The organism is Rubritalea tangerina (assembly GCF_042683245.1).
Taxonomy (GTDB): Bacteria; Verrucomicrobiota; Verrucomicrobiia; order Verrucomicrobiales; family Akkermansiaceae; genus Rubritalea; species Rubritalea tangerina.
The window spans coordinates 139,242-154,660 of sequence record NZ_JBHUJB010000073.1 but is presented as its reverse complement, the minus strand read 5'-3'; the positions used below and the strand labels follow the sequence as shown (position 1 = coordinate 154,660).

Sequence of the window (15,419 nt, the reverse complement as noted above, 5' to 3'; positions counted from 1 at the left end):
AAGCCTATCCGACTTTTCCTGACTACTTTAAAACACCGAAAAACCGCTTAAGTCCGTGCCATTCCTCACAGACTTGAAATCCGAACTCACTATCATCCTAGTCTCCCATTCTATCGGCCAAGTCGAGCGCATCGCTGACTTCAGCGCCCTCATGCTCGATGGTAAAATTATCGAAAAAGGAACTCCCCAACACCTCCTATCAGGAGAACACCACCACTGGACCGAACAATTCGCAAAAGGACAACTCACCTCAATGGAGGCTCGTCCCAACAACGAAATCTAACTATATCCCATTTAGCTTAAGCCATCCACCGAGCCCAGCAACTTGACTACAATGATAGCTACTCTTGAACCACTCAGCCAAATCACTGGAATCCTCGGAGCTCTGAGCCTTGTAGCACTTGCTATTGCCATCTCCTATTGGCAGAAAATTAACTTGGAGGCCAGTATGACAGTGGCAGTCGTACGTGCCTTCGTCCAGCTCATCGCTATCGGTTACGCCCTCCAACTAATCTTCGACAGCTCGAATCCCTGGTGGATAGCCATCATCATCACCATCATGCTCAGTGTTGCGGCACTCACCTCTGGAAAACGCGCCGCTAAAATCCCGCATGCGCGCCGAATCGCATTCTACTCTATCAGCATAAGCCTTGTACTGACTCTCGGCACATTGCTCCTACTGAATGTTTTCGAGCCCACCCCCAGAAGCCTTATTCCGATTGCAGGCATGATCATAGGCAATGCCATGACCTCTACCAGCCTCTCGATGATGCGCCTCAGAGATGACCTCCGCCAATCCAAAGACCAAATCGAAACAGCCCTCGCGCTGGGTGCCCCCAGCCGTACCGCCGCACAAACCACCCTGCGCACCGCACTCAGCACTGGCATGACTCCCATGATTGATAGTACAAAAACCGTGGGCCTCATCGCATTGCCTGGCGCCATGACCGGTATGATCCTAGCTGGCAGCCCGCCCATCGAAGCCGTACAACTTCAGCTCATCGTCATGTTCATGCTCGTCGGCGCCACTGCCTTCGCATCCATCTGCGCCACCTTCCTTACTTACCGCCAGTTCTTTACCCAAGCACATCAACTTAAAATCTGACTCCCCCTACGATTTGTCAGAAACCACACCCGTGTCCCCCCCCTCGATTTGCTTAGTGCCCGTGTCGGGAGTCGAACGAAAACCTGGCACCACTTTGCGCATCAATTTCTTCAAGCCACCCTCCGCAGCAACATATTCATCTTCCGCCTCCCGCATTGCTTTCTCCCATGCCGGAGCAAACCCTGGTGCCTGCTCTCGCATCACACTCACAGCGGTTTCCATCACCTCAAGACGGCGTTGCTCCACTTTTCCAGGCTTTTGCTGAATCGCACTTAAATTGACCCGCAGTGTCTCATTCTGCTCCTTGAGATCATCGAGCTGATTCTGCAGCAGCTCGTTGCCTTTGGCATTAATCTTCAACTGAGTATTCAAGTGCCCTTGTAACTCAGAGTTCTCCTCTTTCACTCGCTCCAGCTCAGTCTTCAGAAACTTCTTATCCTTCCCCGCTGAACGCCATACAAAAATCACCAATCCTAAGCCAATAAGCAGCCCCCAGGTGAAGGGAGCTGATAGAACTTCTAGCACAATATCCATTTCTCATACCCTAAATCATATTTCTTCACTGAAAAGAGATAATTCTACCCAAAGTTTCCCGTTTCCCTCACATGCCCAGCCCAAAAATCGCCCAATAATCTCAGAATCGTGAGTTGCATTCGCTACACAAATCACTACCTTCACAAAAAATTTCTATACAACACCTACCATGAGCGACACACAACAAATCTGGCTCGATGGCAACATCGTTAACAAAGATGAGGCTAAACTTTCTGTTTTCGACCACGGCCTCCTCTACGGCGACGGCATTTTCGAAGGCATCCGATTCTACAGCGGCCGCGTCTTCCGCCTCGAAGAACACATCGAACGACTCATCCTCTCTGCGAAAGCAATCCACCTTGAACTCCCATGGAGCCTCGAAGAAATTTGCCAAGCCACCGTTGATACCATCAAGGCCAATGGCCTCACAGATGGCTACATTCGCCTCGTCATCACCCGCGGAGAAGGCGGCCTTGGGCTGAACCCTTACCTCTGCCCGAAACCCTCCATGTTCATCATCGCAGCTGCCATCCAGCTCTATCCCGAGGAGAATTACCTCAATGGCCTCGAGCTCATCACATGCGCAACCCGCCGCCCAACTCCTGCCTCGCTGAGCCCACAGGTAAAATCACTCAACTACCTCAACAATGTCATGGCGAAAATTGAGTGCATCCAGGCGGGCGTGATGGAAGGCATCATGCTCAATGAACAAGGATATGTAGCTGAGTGCACAGGGGACAACATCTTCGTCATCAAAAATGGTAAGCTCTTCACCCCTCCTGTATCCGATGGATCGCTCGACGGGATCACGCGCCAAGTTATCTTTGAGCTGTGCGAAAAAGCCCAACTCGAATTGCGTGAAAAATCCATGACCCGCTATGACCTCTACACCGCCGATGAAATCTTCCTTACCGGTACAGCTGCTGAAGTCATCCCCGTCGTGAAATACGACCAACGCGAAATCGGCGACGGCAAACCTGGCCCAATCAGCAAAAAACTCATCACCGACTTCCGCGAACTCGCCAATAGTGAAGGCACACCTTGTACCTAAACGAAGGCACATTCTTAAACTAAGTCTCCTTTTCTCCATCGGCCATCGGGATCTCACACCTCCCCGTGGCCGATTTTTTTTCAGCATTACCGGTATCCCAATTGATCCATGCTTGGCTCAAGTATGCCCATCACTGGCCCCAATGCCTCCTTGTAGCACTTCCAGCGATCAAGCGACTTTTGATAGATCGCTTGCTGGACTGCAGCATAGCTAGGAGAGTTAAAACCACGCTCCTGCGCGTGCTCCCGGTAATCCACTTCGCTTCCATCGACACCGAGCCAGTTGAAAATCCTGGCTGACTCCGCTCGATAATCCTCCACCGTACTCTCGTAACGTGTCTCCATCCACAGCTCAGGTGCAAGCCGCTCTCTAACGAATATCCACCTCTCAAGCTCTTCTGCCACCCACCGAGCAGTCGCTTCCAATGAACTAAATTGCACACTCACCGAGTTCAGCGGCAACCACTGGAAATAACAACTAAGCACCACATCGCGCGGGTCACGCAGCGCATACAAAACCTTCTGATTAGGACATAACTCAAAGAGCACCGGCAGCATTCCCGTAAGAGATGGATTCTTATCTATCATTGTGCGCTTACCAACCTTCTGCCCCATCCCTTCCTCCATAGCCCTGCGGTATTGCTTCACTGCCCGCCTCTTCTGAGATGAAGACAAGGCAACCATATCTGAAATACCAAAGTAACCAGTCTCATCACGCACCCTGCCGAGTAAGGATGGAAAAATAAGATTGGGAAATACCAGTAGCTCATCAGCGCTTATTACCCCACTATGCGCATCAAGTACCTTTTCTATCAATGTCGTTCCTGAACGTGGACACCCAGTCAGCATAACTGTCTGAGGCTCGCTCTCTACCCTCTCACTGTAACTCCAATCGGTCTCTTCTAAAGTGCGCATGAACTTCTGCATGCAGTCTCTCTCCTCAGATGCTCGCTCCCGTGCCCCCCCCCAACCATCAACGCCCTTCCAATGGTTTTTCCCCTCCTGTAAAACCTGAAAAGCCTCTGCATACTCTCCCCTCTCATCTAACTGCTTTGCCAAGGCACTAGCGGCTTGAGCCCGCATGAAAGGCCCCTGCTCTTCCCTCATCAGTTTTCTGAATATCTTCTCAGACGATTCAAACTCCCCCATGCGTAACAACACCTGACCCCGTAACAATGCGGCCTCAGCACTTCCTCTCCCCCCATGTAAGTAACATTCCAACGCGTGCAAACTCTTCTCTAACTCGCCAGATTGCTCATACAAAACACCCAGTTCTAAATACACATCCCCCGCCCCTCCCGCTAGCTCTGCAGCATTCTCTAAACACTCCATAGCTTCAGCTTTACGATGAATCATGCGATAACTCTGCCCCGCCAGCATCAACACCCTTGGGTCCCCCTTGCCTAAAAATAACATCCGCTTGATCCATTGAAGTGCCTTCTTCACCTCATACCTCTGACCAAACGCCCTAGCAGCATCAGCCAATGCTAGAATGTTATTCGGCATCAACCTCGCGACCTCTTCAAATGCCCTCAAACTCCCAGCATAGTCCCCACTCGCATACAACGCTCGTGCACGTTGTAGCTCTCTACCATCTCTAAAACTATATGACTCACCCATCAAATACGATTGGTTTGTGCCACCCCATAGCCATCGGCTGCAAAGTGACACACCCAATACATCTTCCTATCTGCGGCGACGCAATATCATCGCGACACCTCCTAAACCTAACAACAGCGTAGAGCTAGGCTCAGGCACAGCCACAGATGTGCTAACAGAAAAACTCAGATTATCGGCATAAGCATCATTACCTCCTGATGTTCCATAGGTAATCTGAAAACTCTGTGTCCCTGTCGCTAACTGACCACTCGCTGTGTAGTTCGACCAGTTCTTGTTATTCCATGCCCCAGCAGGAGTCGTGCTCGTTCCCTCGACATTACCATCTGCTAACAAGACTGTCCCCAGTGAATTAGTCGCACCCGTATCAGAAAAGAATTCTACACTGATCTGAGTCACCTCCGCATTGCCTGTATAAGAAGCTAACCATCCAGAGAAATCATAGTTCGCATTCCCAAGTGCCGCAGCCGCAATCTCTCCTGCTTCTAATACCACAGTTGTAGATACCACTGGCGCCGCATTCGTCGTCGCCCCAGCTCCTCCAATCAAATTTCCGTACTTCGTCAGCCCGTCAGTCACACTGCTATGTGCATCTCCTGAGAAATTGTCACTGCTGTTATAGGTCCCCCATGAAGATTGCCATTTTGAACTATCACCCTCAAAATCTTCCGTAAAGAGTGTCGCAGCATTCGCTGCTCCTGCGAACATCAGCCCCCCAGCTAGGATCATGCCAGCTGTACTTGGTCTTTTGCTTTTTTTCATAAGTAGTTGATTCGTGTTTCATACCCAATCTCCACCATCCTTGGCTTGCATCAGGTATCTAAACATAAGTTTGATTCCATCCCACTGTGAATGGCATCATTGAAAGATCACCTTGCAAAAGCGCCAAACAACCACTCAAAATCCACGAACGAAATAGCATTTTCCACCCTAAACCCTCGCACAAACACACCCCAAACAAGACCCAAAACCCTAAACCACAACCACATACAAACCCCTCCTTCTATCTACCAAACTGTTGACAGCCCAAATACGCTGCCTCAAATACCTCACATTTGCCATCCAATCTCGCAATATGAACACAAGACCACTCCGTATCGGTATCCGTAGCCCCCGCTGGGCCACCCAGAATGACCAAATGATCAATGGCATTGTGCACTTCCTGCGTGAACACCAACTCAGCTGGATCATTGATGCCGATATCGATACAGGTAACGAACTCCCGCCTAACCGTATCGACGCCAGCTGGTCAGGAGACGGTTTGATTGTTTTCCGTTGTGACGCCCGCGAAGCCGCCGCCTGGAAACAAAATGGAATCTCAGTCGTCAATATCAGCTCCGAAACACGAATCGATGGCATTCCTAACATCTTGCCAGACAACTACCAAATGGGACGTCTCGCTGCTGACTACCTCCTGAGCTTGGGACTCAGACGCTTCGCATACGCTGGAGAAAAAGCCAGACGCTATTCCGAACTCCGCGCAGCAGGATTTATCGATACCCTCCAGCACCATGGACTCGAATGCATAGAAATTGACTTGGAGATCTCCAGCATGCTCAAATCCGAAAAGTGGACTCGCCTCCACCATGAACTCACCACCGCACTGAGTGAGCTCCCCCACCCAGTCGGCGTGCTCGCACGCGACGATATCGTTGCCATGAATGTCCTTCGTTCAGCACGAGCACTCGGCATCAAAGTTCCAGACGACCTCGCCCTCATTGGCATCAACGACTCTAGACCCTATTGTCTCATCGCACACCCCCAACTCTCCAGCGTCAAACACCCGGGAGAACTCATCGGATACCACGCAGCAAAAGCCTTACACGCCCTCCTCAACGGCAATACCGTACCACCTGACCAACTTATCCCATCCCCTGGGATTGTCGAACGTGAGTCCACTAACATCATTGCCATCCAAGACCCACTCGTCTCAAGAGCTCTCAGCCATATCAGAGCATACGCCAAATCTGGCCCTATCAATGTCAAAGACCTCAGTAGAGAACTTGGTGTCTCTAACACTACTTTGCGGTCTCGATTCAAACAATGCATCGGCCACACCCCAAAAGAAGAAATCGACTCCATCCGCCACCAAGAAATCAAGAACCTCCTCCAAGAGACTTCTCTCAATATCCAGGAAATTGCCTACCAATTAGGCTTCGCTACCCCAGAAGAATTAAGCCGATTCTTTGCTAGAAAAGAAGGCGTTCCTCCAAGCCAATTTAAACAAAACGCCCACAGGCACATCTGATCTATCTCTTCCCAACTCTCTCTGTCTGTCACACCAATTTGTAATGACTCTGCTCATTTTTTGACATCAACTCATTTGTCGCTACTAGTACCCGATGGCAATGCTCAATGACTCATACCAACTCTCCGATCTCACCCTCAAAAATCGAATCATCATGGCCCCTCTCACTCGCCTGAGAGCCGGCGATGGAAATGCCCCCACTCCCCTCAATGCCCAGTATTATGGACAACGAGCTAGCTTCGGCCTCATCATTAGCGAAGCAACACCAGTCATGCCAGAAGGCCATGGCTACCCACAAACCCCAGGTATCTACACCCCCAAACAAATTGCTGCTTGGAAAACCGTCACCCAAGCTGTCCACAATAAAAATGGCCGCATCTTTTGCCAACTCTGGCATTGCGGTAGAATCTCACACAACGCCTACCAACCAAACAACCAGACCCCACCAGCCCCCTCTCCAGTCAATCCTCATATCAAAGTCATGCACCCAAATGATTGGCACGAAATGGACTCTAACACACCCCATGCTATGACTCAGGATGAGATCCACACTACTATCAAAGCCTTCAAACAGGCCGTTGAAAATGCCAAAGAAGCGGGATTCGATGGTGTGGAAATTCACGGCGCCAATGGCTACCTCATCAACCAATTCCTCATCCAAGGTGTCAACACTCGCCAAGACCAATATGGAGGCTCTATAGAAAATCGAGCACGCTTCCTCTTTGAAGTTCTTGATGCCACTGTCCCCCTCTGGCCTGGCCGTGTCGGACTCCGACTCTCCCCACCCACTGATTACAAAGAGATCGAATCTAACAATCTAGATGACAGAGCTCAACTCTTCTCCCATGTCATAAAAAAACTTAACGACTACCAACTCGCCTACCTCCATCTCGTCGAACCCCGTATGTATGAAGATCACGACCCTAACACATACTCACTCCCCCTCTCATCCCAGGACTTCCGTCCACTCTACAACGGCACACTCATCTCTGCCGGTGGACACACGAAAGAAAGCGCTGAAACCTTAATTAACTCAGGACAAGCCGACCTCATCGCCTTTGGTCGCGATGCCATTGCAAACCCCGACCTGCCTGAGCGCCTCGCTAAATCCGCCCCACTCAATGCCTACAACCGAGATACTTTCTACGGGGGTGATGCCACCGGCTATACCGACTACCCATCTCTCAAATAGATTTCTAATCACTCCTGACTCATTCACCTCAAAAAAGCCTCGCCCCCCTCTCGGGAGTGAGGCTTTTTCTTCCTGGTACAATAACACGCATGGAAGGCGTGGGACTTTGTGGGCTCGCTATAAAAGTGTGCTCGTAGAGAATGGCAATGCGGCGCGTACGATGGCAGCCTACATCGAACTCAACCCAGTGCGGGCGAGTATGGTTGAGAATCCAAAAGCATACCGTTGGTGTGGTTATGCGGTGGCAGGTGGTCAACTAGCGTGCAATGGGGTGTAGAGAGTACTTTCTGATCTGGATAGCGACACATCCGCAGATGGCTGGAGTGGAGCCAACGATATCACAAAATACGATTGGCGCTCCGTAGCGCAGAGGTATCGCCTTATCCTCTTTGAAGACGGAGCGAGTTATGATGAAAGAGCTGAGATGGCAGACCAATTGCGCAAAGGGTTGAGTGAAGCGCAGTGGGAGAGAGAACAGGAGCGCGAGGGCAGGTTGAGTATCGCTGAGATTGCGCGCTGCCAGTCGCGGTACTTCGTTGAGGGAGCAGTCTTGGGGAGTCGCGAGTGGGTGGATGAAGTGATTGAGGGAATCAAAGGCGACTTCTTAAGTGAGAGTCGCAAAACGCTTTCGAGTAAAATGCGAGGGGCGCTTGATGGCTGCGGTTTATGGTCGATGAGGAAGTTAGAGTGAACTATCGCTGGGGGAATCGATGCGGTGTGCTTAGTTAGGATTGTCTATCAATCCAGACTTAGGTATGTACTTGGCTAATACTGTTCTGTGTTTTTATTGGTAAATCTGGAGAGAGGGTGTCCTGATTTACCAATTTTAGGTGAGAAGGGGGTGGTGTAGATTGGGCGTCTGGAAAACTGGGTAGATTTTCGATGATTTTTTTTGCTAGCTACAGAAATTCTCTGTCTCATAATCCAAAAAGTTATGAATACAAGTAAATGGTTATTAAGTATCATACTTTGCCTTGTGAGTAGTACGGGCATCTGTGAGGAGTGGACTATTCGAGGCTACGTTGATCGAAGTGGAGTTGGCTATGAATATAAAGCCGATGTGCTGAAATTAAAGTCTCTTAAGGCTTGGCAAAAAGGAACACCACCTCCTTTCGATCTGTCAAATCTCATTAAGAAAGTTGATGCGTATATAATACAGAAATATGGAGATGTGGACTATATCTATGAAGAGATTGAGCTAAATTATCGTAAGTATAAGTCAGGCAAAGATATCGGGTTTTACTGGCTGATTACTTTTGATTTACACGATACTAAGCGAAAGATGGAGCTATTGCCTGTAGCTATGCTTGTCGATGGTAGTATTATTGAACCGCAGAAGCTACCAATACCAGATAACAACACGCTCTAATACTTCAACATTTCTTGCCGGTACCCACATACCGGTAGACACCCCACCAAAATCCATCACATCTCCTTTTTCTATCTCGAAAAAAGTCAGCATGGCATTATAGTGACTGATACATCTCTAATGCCATGAACATCCAACTCATTCGTAACGCCACACTGCGGATCAAATACGCAGGAAAAACCATTCTACTCGATCCCTTCTTTGCGCCTAAAGGAAGCCTACCCGCATTCGCTGGCATTGCACCAAACCCAACCGTGGATCTTCCACATCCAGTCGCCGACATTATCGACTCAGTAGACCTAGTCCTTATCACACATCTACACCCCGACCATTTTGATGAATCGGCCCAGGAGGCCCTCCCGAAACATATCCCCATTATCTGCCACGCTGTGGATAGACCAAATATAGAAGACAAAGGGTTTCATAACATCGACACCATCGGCTCTGGCATAACTTGGGAAGGCATCGATATCTCACCAACTCCAGCTCAACACGGTTCAGGTGAATGGCTCGCCCGTATGGGGCATGTCACTGGATACTTCCTCAAGAAAGCAAACTCCCCATCGCTTTACCTCGCATCCGACACCATCCTTACAGACGATGTCCTAGGAGTCCTCTCTAGCAAACACCCAGATGTCATCGTCACAAACTCTGGTGGTGCCCACTTTCCTGATGCTCCCCCTATTATTATGGATGCAGAAGAAACCATCACCCTTTGCAAAGCCGCCCCTGAGGCAAAAGTCGTTGCGACCCACCTCGAGTCTCTAGACCACTGCCCAGTCACCAGAGAAGCCCTGCGAGAAGCCGCAGCCGCCGCCGCGATATCCGATAAACACTTATATATCCCTAGCGATGGAGAAACTCTCACCTTTTAGCCACACATCACTAACGCCTAAAAAAACCAAACAACCCCTTCTTTCTCTTTACCACACTGGGTCGACTAACATCTAGCAACTCACTCACCCCCACCTTGTCGAACCCATCAAATAATGATTCAGCTCCCATCTTTAACTTCTGTTCCATCTCATCTGAATACATCGGAATGAGCGCGTGAAAATGCACGACCTTCTCAGAACTGAGCTCCATCTCATAAAACGCTTCCGACGCCAAGATCGGAGGCATAAGCATCACGCCATTAAACTCAGTGTTCGGCGCATAAGCTTCCGCTGGATCCCCATTTGGCACCGTATGCATCGCCCATAGCCAAGTCTGGTATTCATGAGGAAAACGAGCAAGTTGCTTTAGCAAACGAATGGGCCAATAATTCCCCTCATCCTTGAGGTCATCCTCTCCTAACTTCCAGTCAGCAGGCAAACAAATCATCAGCTCAGAGTAAGCTAGGTCCTCATAACCCTCTGGTGCCTTCATGGGAAGATCACTCATCCCTGATGTCACTAATGTGTAAAAATTACGCTCAGCAGTCGGCGCTACAATATGCACATCCAGATGCACTAAATCAGAAATGATCTCATGGTACACAGATGCCACAGCCCCAATGTGCTGCTCCACATGAGCACTCACTCTATCAATGGTTTGCTCATAACCACTTGCTACCTCAAAGGGTACTTCGCGCTCCTCATAACGATAAATGGGCGCTCCCGACTCAGATCTCTCACCTTGTTGCATAACGATAAATAATAATTGAATCTAACTAAGCATAGCTAGCCCCAATAACACCAGCAGATTCTCCCCTACCCAGGTGATGTCAGCGATACAATAGACATCATTGCGAGAGATGATTCTTCATCTAACTTTTCTTCCTGATCACACTGTGAAGCAATTTGTCTGCATTGCCTAACAAGAGCCATTTCCTCACCCAGAAATCAAACAATGATGTTGAGAACTTAACTGCCCCCACACGAGCTCTATAGCTCACTCTCAATCGGAATCCACCTCGTGATCGCATCTATGATTCTCTGCCACTCGTTGCGCGCTGGCTGGCGAGTCAGAACACACTCCCCCCGCCATTGAATACGCCCACGATCAGTCTGCTCTAGCTTCCAGGCATTCGCAGGGAGAGTCATTGCCTCAACAATCTCTAACATCTGCTTTGTAAGCTCCTCGGATTCTATGAACATCCCTTCCTCGGTGTTGATATCCATCGCCCGTGGATCCATGTTCAATGACCCAATAAAGCAAACCCGCCGGTCAATAATAACCGCCTTCATGTGCATACCTATGAAACTCGCTCTCACAGGCTCTACGTCGCAGAGAGCACGCTGCCCCGCATCGGGTTGGAAATGATACTCATATAAAGAACAACCCGCATCCAATATTGCCTTCCGATACTTCCGGTAATGACTGTGTGCTGGCGTGTGGTTGTTCGCCCCCAATGAGGGCACCACAATATTTACTTTCACCCCTCTCTCTATCAACTTATCCACCCCATCAAATCGATTCGCATAAGGAATAAAGTACGGTGAAATGATCGTAATCTCCGATTGCGCATTGGCCAGAGCCTCGGTCACATAATCGACCACTATCCTTTCCCTGCCATAGGGGTCGTCACCCACAAAATGAGCCTGCCCCGAAACCATCTCATTTCTCAGAATTTTAAGCTCATCTCCCCAATCACGCACTCGAATCGGATAGGACTTTAAGAGCCCATCTTCATGACGAACGATCACCTTACGCATCCTCTTCAAACTCGATGGCACATCATATGACTCTGCCTCATCGCTAAGATATTTGGCCGGATAAGCATAGGCGCTATTCCAAAAAAGGTCGAATTCTTCGCGTACCTCACTGAGTACCGGACCTGTCGTCAAGACATCGAGATCCCTAAAGTTGTACTTCTTTGATAAACCAAAATACTTCCCACCTAAGTTCCTCCCGCCATTGATAGCAAATACCCCATCCGCGATGAATGTCTTGTTATGCATGCGCCGATTCATCTTCTTATAATTAGTCAGAAAATACATCGCCCGACTAACACTACCGCCTCGAACTCTACTCGGATTGTACAAACGCATTGAGAGGTTCGGATGCGCATCAATCGCCGCCATCGCCTGCTCATCACTCTCAAACCATATGTCATCCACTAACAAACGCACACGCACCCCTCTATCCGCAGCCCTCAACACCCGATCAAAGAGCAAAGCCCCCGCATCATCACTCTCCCACATAAAGGTCTGAATATCCAACGAACTCCTCGCCGAATCTATCAATGCAAGACGCCATTTCAATGCCTCCTCCGCATTATTCAACAACATGAAATGCGAATCCGCTCCACCTCTTACCACCTCTTGTGAAGCTTGTACAAGTGGGCCAGAATGAGGAACAGGACGAGCCCTCTCCACCACCTCATGTTCAATAATAGGTATGGTGGTGCAGCTCGTAAGTGCACAAAATAAAACAAATGCTATGAGTCGGCGTGGCATCACCCTCAAACTACCTTTTATCAAGCAGCTGAGAAGTGCATTTTTCAAACTCCCTCACCACGCCAACGAATCACCACTTATACCATACTTACAAATGACCAGCAGCCTCATTTGAAAACCAAAGCGGCATTACTACAATACCTAAAAATTGAGTTCCCTAACCATCAACCAGCTTCCCTGAGGTCGGATCACTTTGATGCGAACGGCACGCACAGCCTTCTTTGGCCGCCCTTTCGCCACACCACCTGTAAAGTCACTGACCTTTTCAAACTTCTCTCCATCGTAACTCACTTCCAAAATACCTCCCTCCAAAATATCACTACCATTCGCACGTCCAGTGAGTACTTCCACCTCCTTGATTACCTTTGGCTCGCTCGCCCACACCGTAAGATGCTGCCCCGGCTTCACTCCCCCTTGAGAATGAAAATAGCTCTCCGCATCACTATCTAGTAAATTACCGGCAACATGCTTACCTGCTGCCTTCATGTCGGTCTCTACACTCAACAATGCCTGAGGCTGCATCGAACGACTAAAGTAAATATCGTCCTTTCCAACAGGGACATAATCCCCAACCTCTGAACGCATCTCCAAACGCAATCGCTCCGCGCCTGCATCCTCCCGAAATAACACAGTCAACGGATGGTAGCCACGCCCCAAAAACGCGCCACCCACACTTCCTTGCTCAGCTACCTTCCTCCCATTGAGATACAACACCGCAGCATCATCAGCATGCAAACGGAAATGATAACTCCCATCCTGCAACACCTTCAAGTAACCATCGTATGCGACAATAAAATGGTCCTTGCCCTTCATTTCCTCAGGAATCGTTAATCCCTTCAGGTGACCACGCTTCACAGGCTCCTGCTTAAATACCTCTCCAAAATCATTGCCACTTTTCTCAAACACTCGATACGCCAAGCCCGGCTTAGCTCCAGTCACACGCTGCCCCTTTTTGGCTTCTTGCTTCTCAGCTACTACAGAAGTCCGATAACTCTCCCGAGCATTATCTAACACAACGATGGCTTTCACTTCAGCACTCTCACTCAGCTTAATTCCAGGCTCCCGATAGGTATTTGACGCAGCTGATGGCTCACTTCCATCAGTCGTATAATAGATCGTTCCAGAGGAGTTGGGATTCGTAAATTGAACAAGCCCCGTCTCCACAAAACTCACCGCCTTTCGCACAGGTAGGGGAGCCGCAACTCGATACTGAATCGCATGCTTATCCATGTACCCCTGGTGGGCATCCAAACGGCTCTGGAATTTATCCCAGTCCTTTTTTTGCTTTGGTGACCAGAGAGCCTCAGACAAAGCCACTGCACGTGGATACGTGATGTACTCCACATGCTGAGGTAAGGGGATGAACTCCGTCCAAACACACCCTTGCCCACCTAACACTAATGCCTTCTCTGCATCACTCAATCCCTCATCGATTGGGTCAAACTTATACACCTTCTCCATCACAGTCCGATACCCACCGTGCCCTGGAGCATTCGAACCAATGTCTTCCTGATAATTGAAATACGTCTGCATCGATGGCGTCACCACGGTCTTATGCCCCAACTTCGGCGCCTTGATCCAGCCACCATTGTCGCGCCATGCCATCACCACAGTGTCCTTGCCGACTTTAGCATCTAACACTTCACACCAAGCTACCGCTTCCTTCTTCTCTCCAGCCAAATGCTTTTGTAAATGCTCCACAAGCCACTTGTGCAACACATGCGGATCATCCGTCCCTAATTCCTTCATCTTTGCCTGGCAATCAGCATTGCGCATCCACGCCCCCCCGAGCCCCACCTCATCACATCCAATGTGAACATAACTAAAGGGAAACAACTCAGCCACCTCAGAAAACAATTCTTCAAGGAACTTCACCGTCGCAGGATTGCCTATATTCAACACGTCACTACCCGGATGCGTCCCATACTCCGGATAAGACAACACAATAGCCTTAGAGTGCCCAGGCACATCAATCTCTGGTAAAATCTCAATGTGGCGCGCCTTTGCATAGGCTATAATCTCCTTCACTTCCTCGCGCGTATAAAACCCTCCATACGGCTTCCCATCATCCACGTTCAAGCCCTTCGCCTGATTACCAGCCCTCCCCACTCGTGACCGATACGCCCCTACCTCAGTCAGCTTCGGAAACTTCTTACTCTCTAATCGCCAACCATCATCATCAGACAAATGCCAGTGAAACACATTGTACTTATACAATGCCATTAAATCCAAGTAACGCTTGATAAATACAACATCGAAAAAATGCCGCGACACATCCAAATGTAATCCCCGCCAGCCATAGCGTGGCGCATCCACAATCTCAACCGCAGCCACCTCATCACCATCCACAAGCTGAAGCAAACTCTGAACCCCATAAAAAATTCCAGCGTGACTATTCGCTTCGAGCTCAATCACCCCCTCAGATACCTTCAAGCGGTACGCCTCATGCCCACCCTCAACCTTACCAATTTTGAATAGTATGACCTTGTCCCAGAACTTACCAAGCGCTTCTCAGTGACCTTCTCAATCAATCCTGTCAATACCTCCAACTGCTCCGCAGGCATTGAGGTCGCATCTTTCAATACAACCGGTGCAGCAAATGAAAAACCAGTTCCCTCTAACTTTTTTAACGCCACGGGTTGTGGTATCACATCGACAACCTCAGCCTGTAACGCGAATGGTATCGCCAAACACGCCGCTACTATCATTCCAAATCTTCTGCTCATAAGTGGGTATGTGTTCACAAAACAAGGAGAGCATCATCCCCCCCCAAGTTTCTGTACCTATTCACGGCCCTCTGCTCCCAAATCTTAGCCCCTAATTGTCAGGAAACTTATCAAAACATGACACAGAAACATAAATCCAAGAATCAGCAACCTAACCCAAATACTACCACCAGAACCCTACAGTTCAAAAAAATTACC

At 49.2% G+C, this 15,419-nt stretch carries 16 protein-coding genes; 9 read left to right on the top strand and 7 right to left on the bottom strand.

Translation table 11 applies throughout. The features are described from left to right. The first annotated feature begins 55 nt into the window (after window positions 1-55). Window positions 56-283, top strand: a complete 228-nt coding sequence (locus ACFSW8_RS15230; RefSeq protein WP_377086837.1) for a hypothetical protein — start codon at window positions 56-58, stop codon at window positions 281-283. A 51-nt stretch (window positions 284-334) separates the two neighbouring features. Then, the gene (locus ACFSW8_RS15225) at window positions 335-1,105 is read left to right on the top strand and encodes an ABC transporter permease (protein WP_377091378.1); all 771 of its coding nucleotides are present in this window, start codon (window positions 335-337) and stop codon (window positions 1,103-1,105) included. Between the two features lie 6 nt (window positions 1,106-1,111). On the opposite strand, the gene ACFSW8_RS15220 is transcribed toward ACFSW8_RS15225, so the two are convergent. Then, the gene (locus ACFSW8_RS15220) at window positions 1,112-1,639 is read right to left on the bottom strand and encodes a hypothetical protein (protein ID WP_377178676.1); all 528 of its coding nucleotides are present in this window, start codon (window positions 1,637-1,639) and stop codon (window positions 1,112-1,114) included. A gap of 169 nt (window positions 1,640-1,808) precedes the next feature. Between ACFSW8_RS15220 and ilvE the strand changes: the two genes are divergently transcribed. Further along, the gene (gene ilvE, locus ACFSW8_RS15215) at window positions 1,809-2,690 is read left to right on the top strand and encodes a branched-chain-amino-acid transaminase (RefSeq protein WP_377086841.1); all 882 of its coding nucleotides are present in this window, start codon (window positions 1,809-1,811) and stop codon (window positions 2,688-2,690) included. Window positions 2,691-2,776: 86 nt separating this feature from the next. Here the strand turns inward: ilvE and ACFSW8_RS15210 are convergent, their stop codons facing one another. After that, window positions 2,777-4,309, bottom strand: coding sequence for a tetratricopeptide repeat-containing sulfotransferase family protein (locus ACFSW8_RS15210; RefSeq protein ID WP_377178674.1), 1,533 nt, complete (start codon window positions 4,307-4,309; stop codon window positions 2,777-2,779). 66 nt (window positions 4,310-4,375) lie between these two features. After that, the gene (locus ACFSW8_RS15205; RefSeq protein WP_377086843.1) at window positions 4,376-5,068 is read right to left on the bottom strand and encodes a PEP-CTERM sorting domain-containing protein; all 693 of its coding nucleotides are present in this window, start codon (window positions 5,066-5,068) and stop codon (window positions 4,376-4,378) included. 313 nt (window positions 5,069-5,381) lie between these two features. Between ACFSW8_RS15205 and ACFSW8_RS15200 the strand changes: the two genes are divergently transcribed. The 6 genes from ACFSW8_RS15200 to ACFSW8_RS15175 all read left to right on the top strand — a co-directional run bounded on the left by ACFSW8_RS15200 (window position 5,382) and on the right by ACFSW8_RS15175 (window position 9,990). Continuing rightward, entirely contained in the window at window positions 5,382-6,554 is a 1,173-nt protein-coding gene (locus tag ACFSW8_RS15200) for an AraC family transcriptional regulator (RefSeq protein ID WP_377086846.1), read from the top strand. Window positions 6,555-6,654: 100 nt separating this feature from the next. Then, window positions 6,655-7,746 (top strand): alkene reductase, encoded by a 1,092-nt coding sequence (locus ACFSW8_RS15195; RefSeq protein ID WP_377178672.1) that lies wholly within the window; start codon window positions 6,655-6,657, stop codon window positions 7,744-7,746. Window positions 7,747-7,873: 127 nt separating this feature from the next. After that, window positions 7,874-8,023: a hypothetical protein gene (locus tag ACFSW8_RS15190; RefSeq protein ID WP_377178670.1), complete on the top strand. Its 150-nt coding sequence runs from the start codon at window positions 7,874-7,876 to the stop codon at window positions 8,021-8,023. 147 nt (window positions 8,024-8,170) lie between these two features. Beyond that, window positions 8,171-8,437: a hypothetical protein gene (locus ACFSW8_RS15185; RefSeq protein ID WP_377086851.1), complete on the top strand. Its 267-nt coding sequence runs from the start codon at window positions 8,171-8,173 to the stop codon at window positions 8,435-8,437. Between the two features lie 243 nt (window positions 8,438-8,680). Next, window positions 8,681-9,115: a hypothetical protein gene (locus tag ACFSW8_RS15180; protein ID WP_377178668.1), complete on the top strand. Its 435-nt coding sequence runs from the start codon at window positions 8,681-8,683 to the stop codon at window positions 9,113-9,115. Between the two features lie 125 nt (window positions 9,116-9,240). Beyond that, window positions 9,241-9,990, top strand: coding sequence for an MBL fold metallo-hydrolase (locus tag ACFSW8_RS15175; RefSeq protein ID WP_377086856.1), 750 nt, complete (start codon window positions 9,241-9,243; stop codon window positions 9,988-9,990). 10 nt (window positions 9,991-10,000) lie between these two features. Here ACFSW8_RS15175 and ACFSW8_RS15170 read toward each other — a convergent pair whose 3' ends face one another. The 4 genes from ACFSW8_RS15170 to ACFSW8_RS15155 form a co-directional block, all read right to left on the bottom strand. Then, window positions 10,001-10,741 (bottom strand): suppressor of fused domain protein, encoded by a 741-nt coding sequence (locus ACFSW8_RS15170; protein WP_377086858.1) that lies wholly within the window; start codon window positions 10,739-10,741, stop codon window positions 10,001-10,003. Between the two features lie 239 nt (window positions 10,742-10,980). Beyond that, complete coding sequence (locus ACFSW8_RS15165; protein ID WP_377086861.1) at window positions 10,981-12,495, bottom strand: phospholipase D family protein; 1,515 nt, start codon at window positions 12,493-12,495, stop codon at window positions 10,981-10,983. A gap of 141 nt (window positions 12,496-12,636) precedes the next feature. Then, the gene (locus ACFSW8_RS15160) at window positions 12,637-14,928 is read right to left on the bottom strand and encodes a family 20 glycosylhydrolase (RefSeq protein WP_377086863.1); all 2,292 of its coding nucleotides are present in this window, start codon (window positions 14,926-14,928) and stop codon (window positions 12,637-12,639) included. Next, entirely contained in the window at window positions 14,925-15,221 is a 297-nt protein-coding gene (locus tag ACFSW8_RS15155) for a hypothetical protein (protein ID WP_377086864.1), read from the bottom strand. Before ACFSW8_RS15155 ends, ACFSW8_RS15160 begins: the two co-directional genes overlap by 4 nt. Window positions 15,222-15,419: the final 198 nt, after the last annotated feature.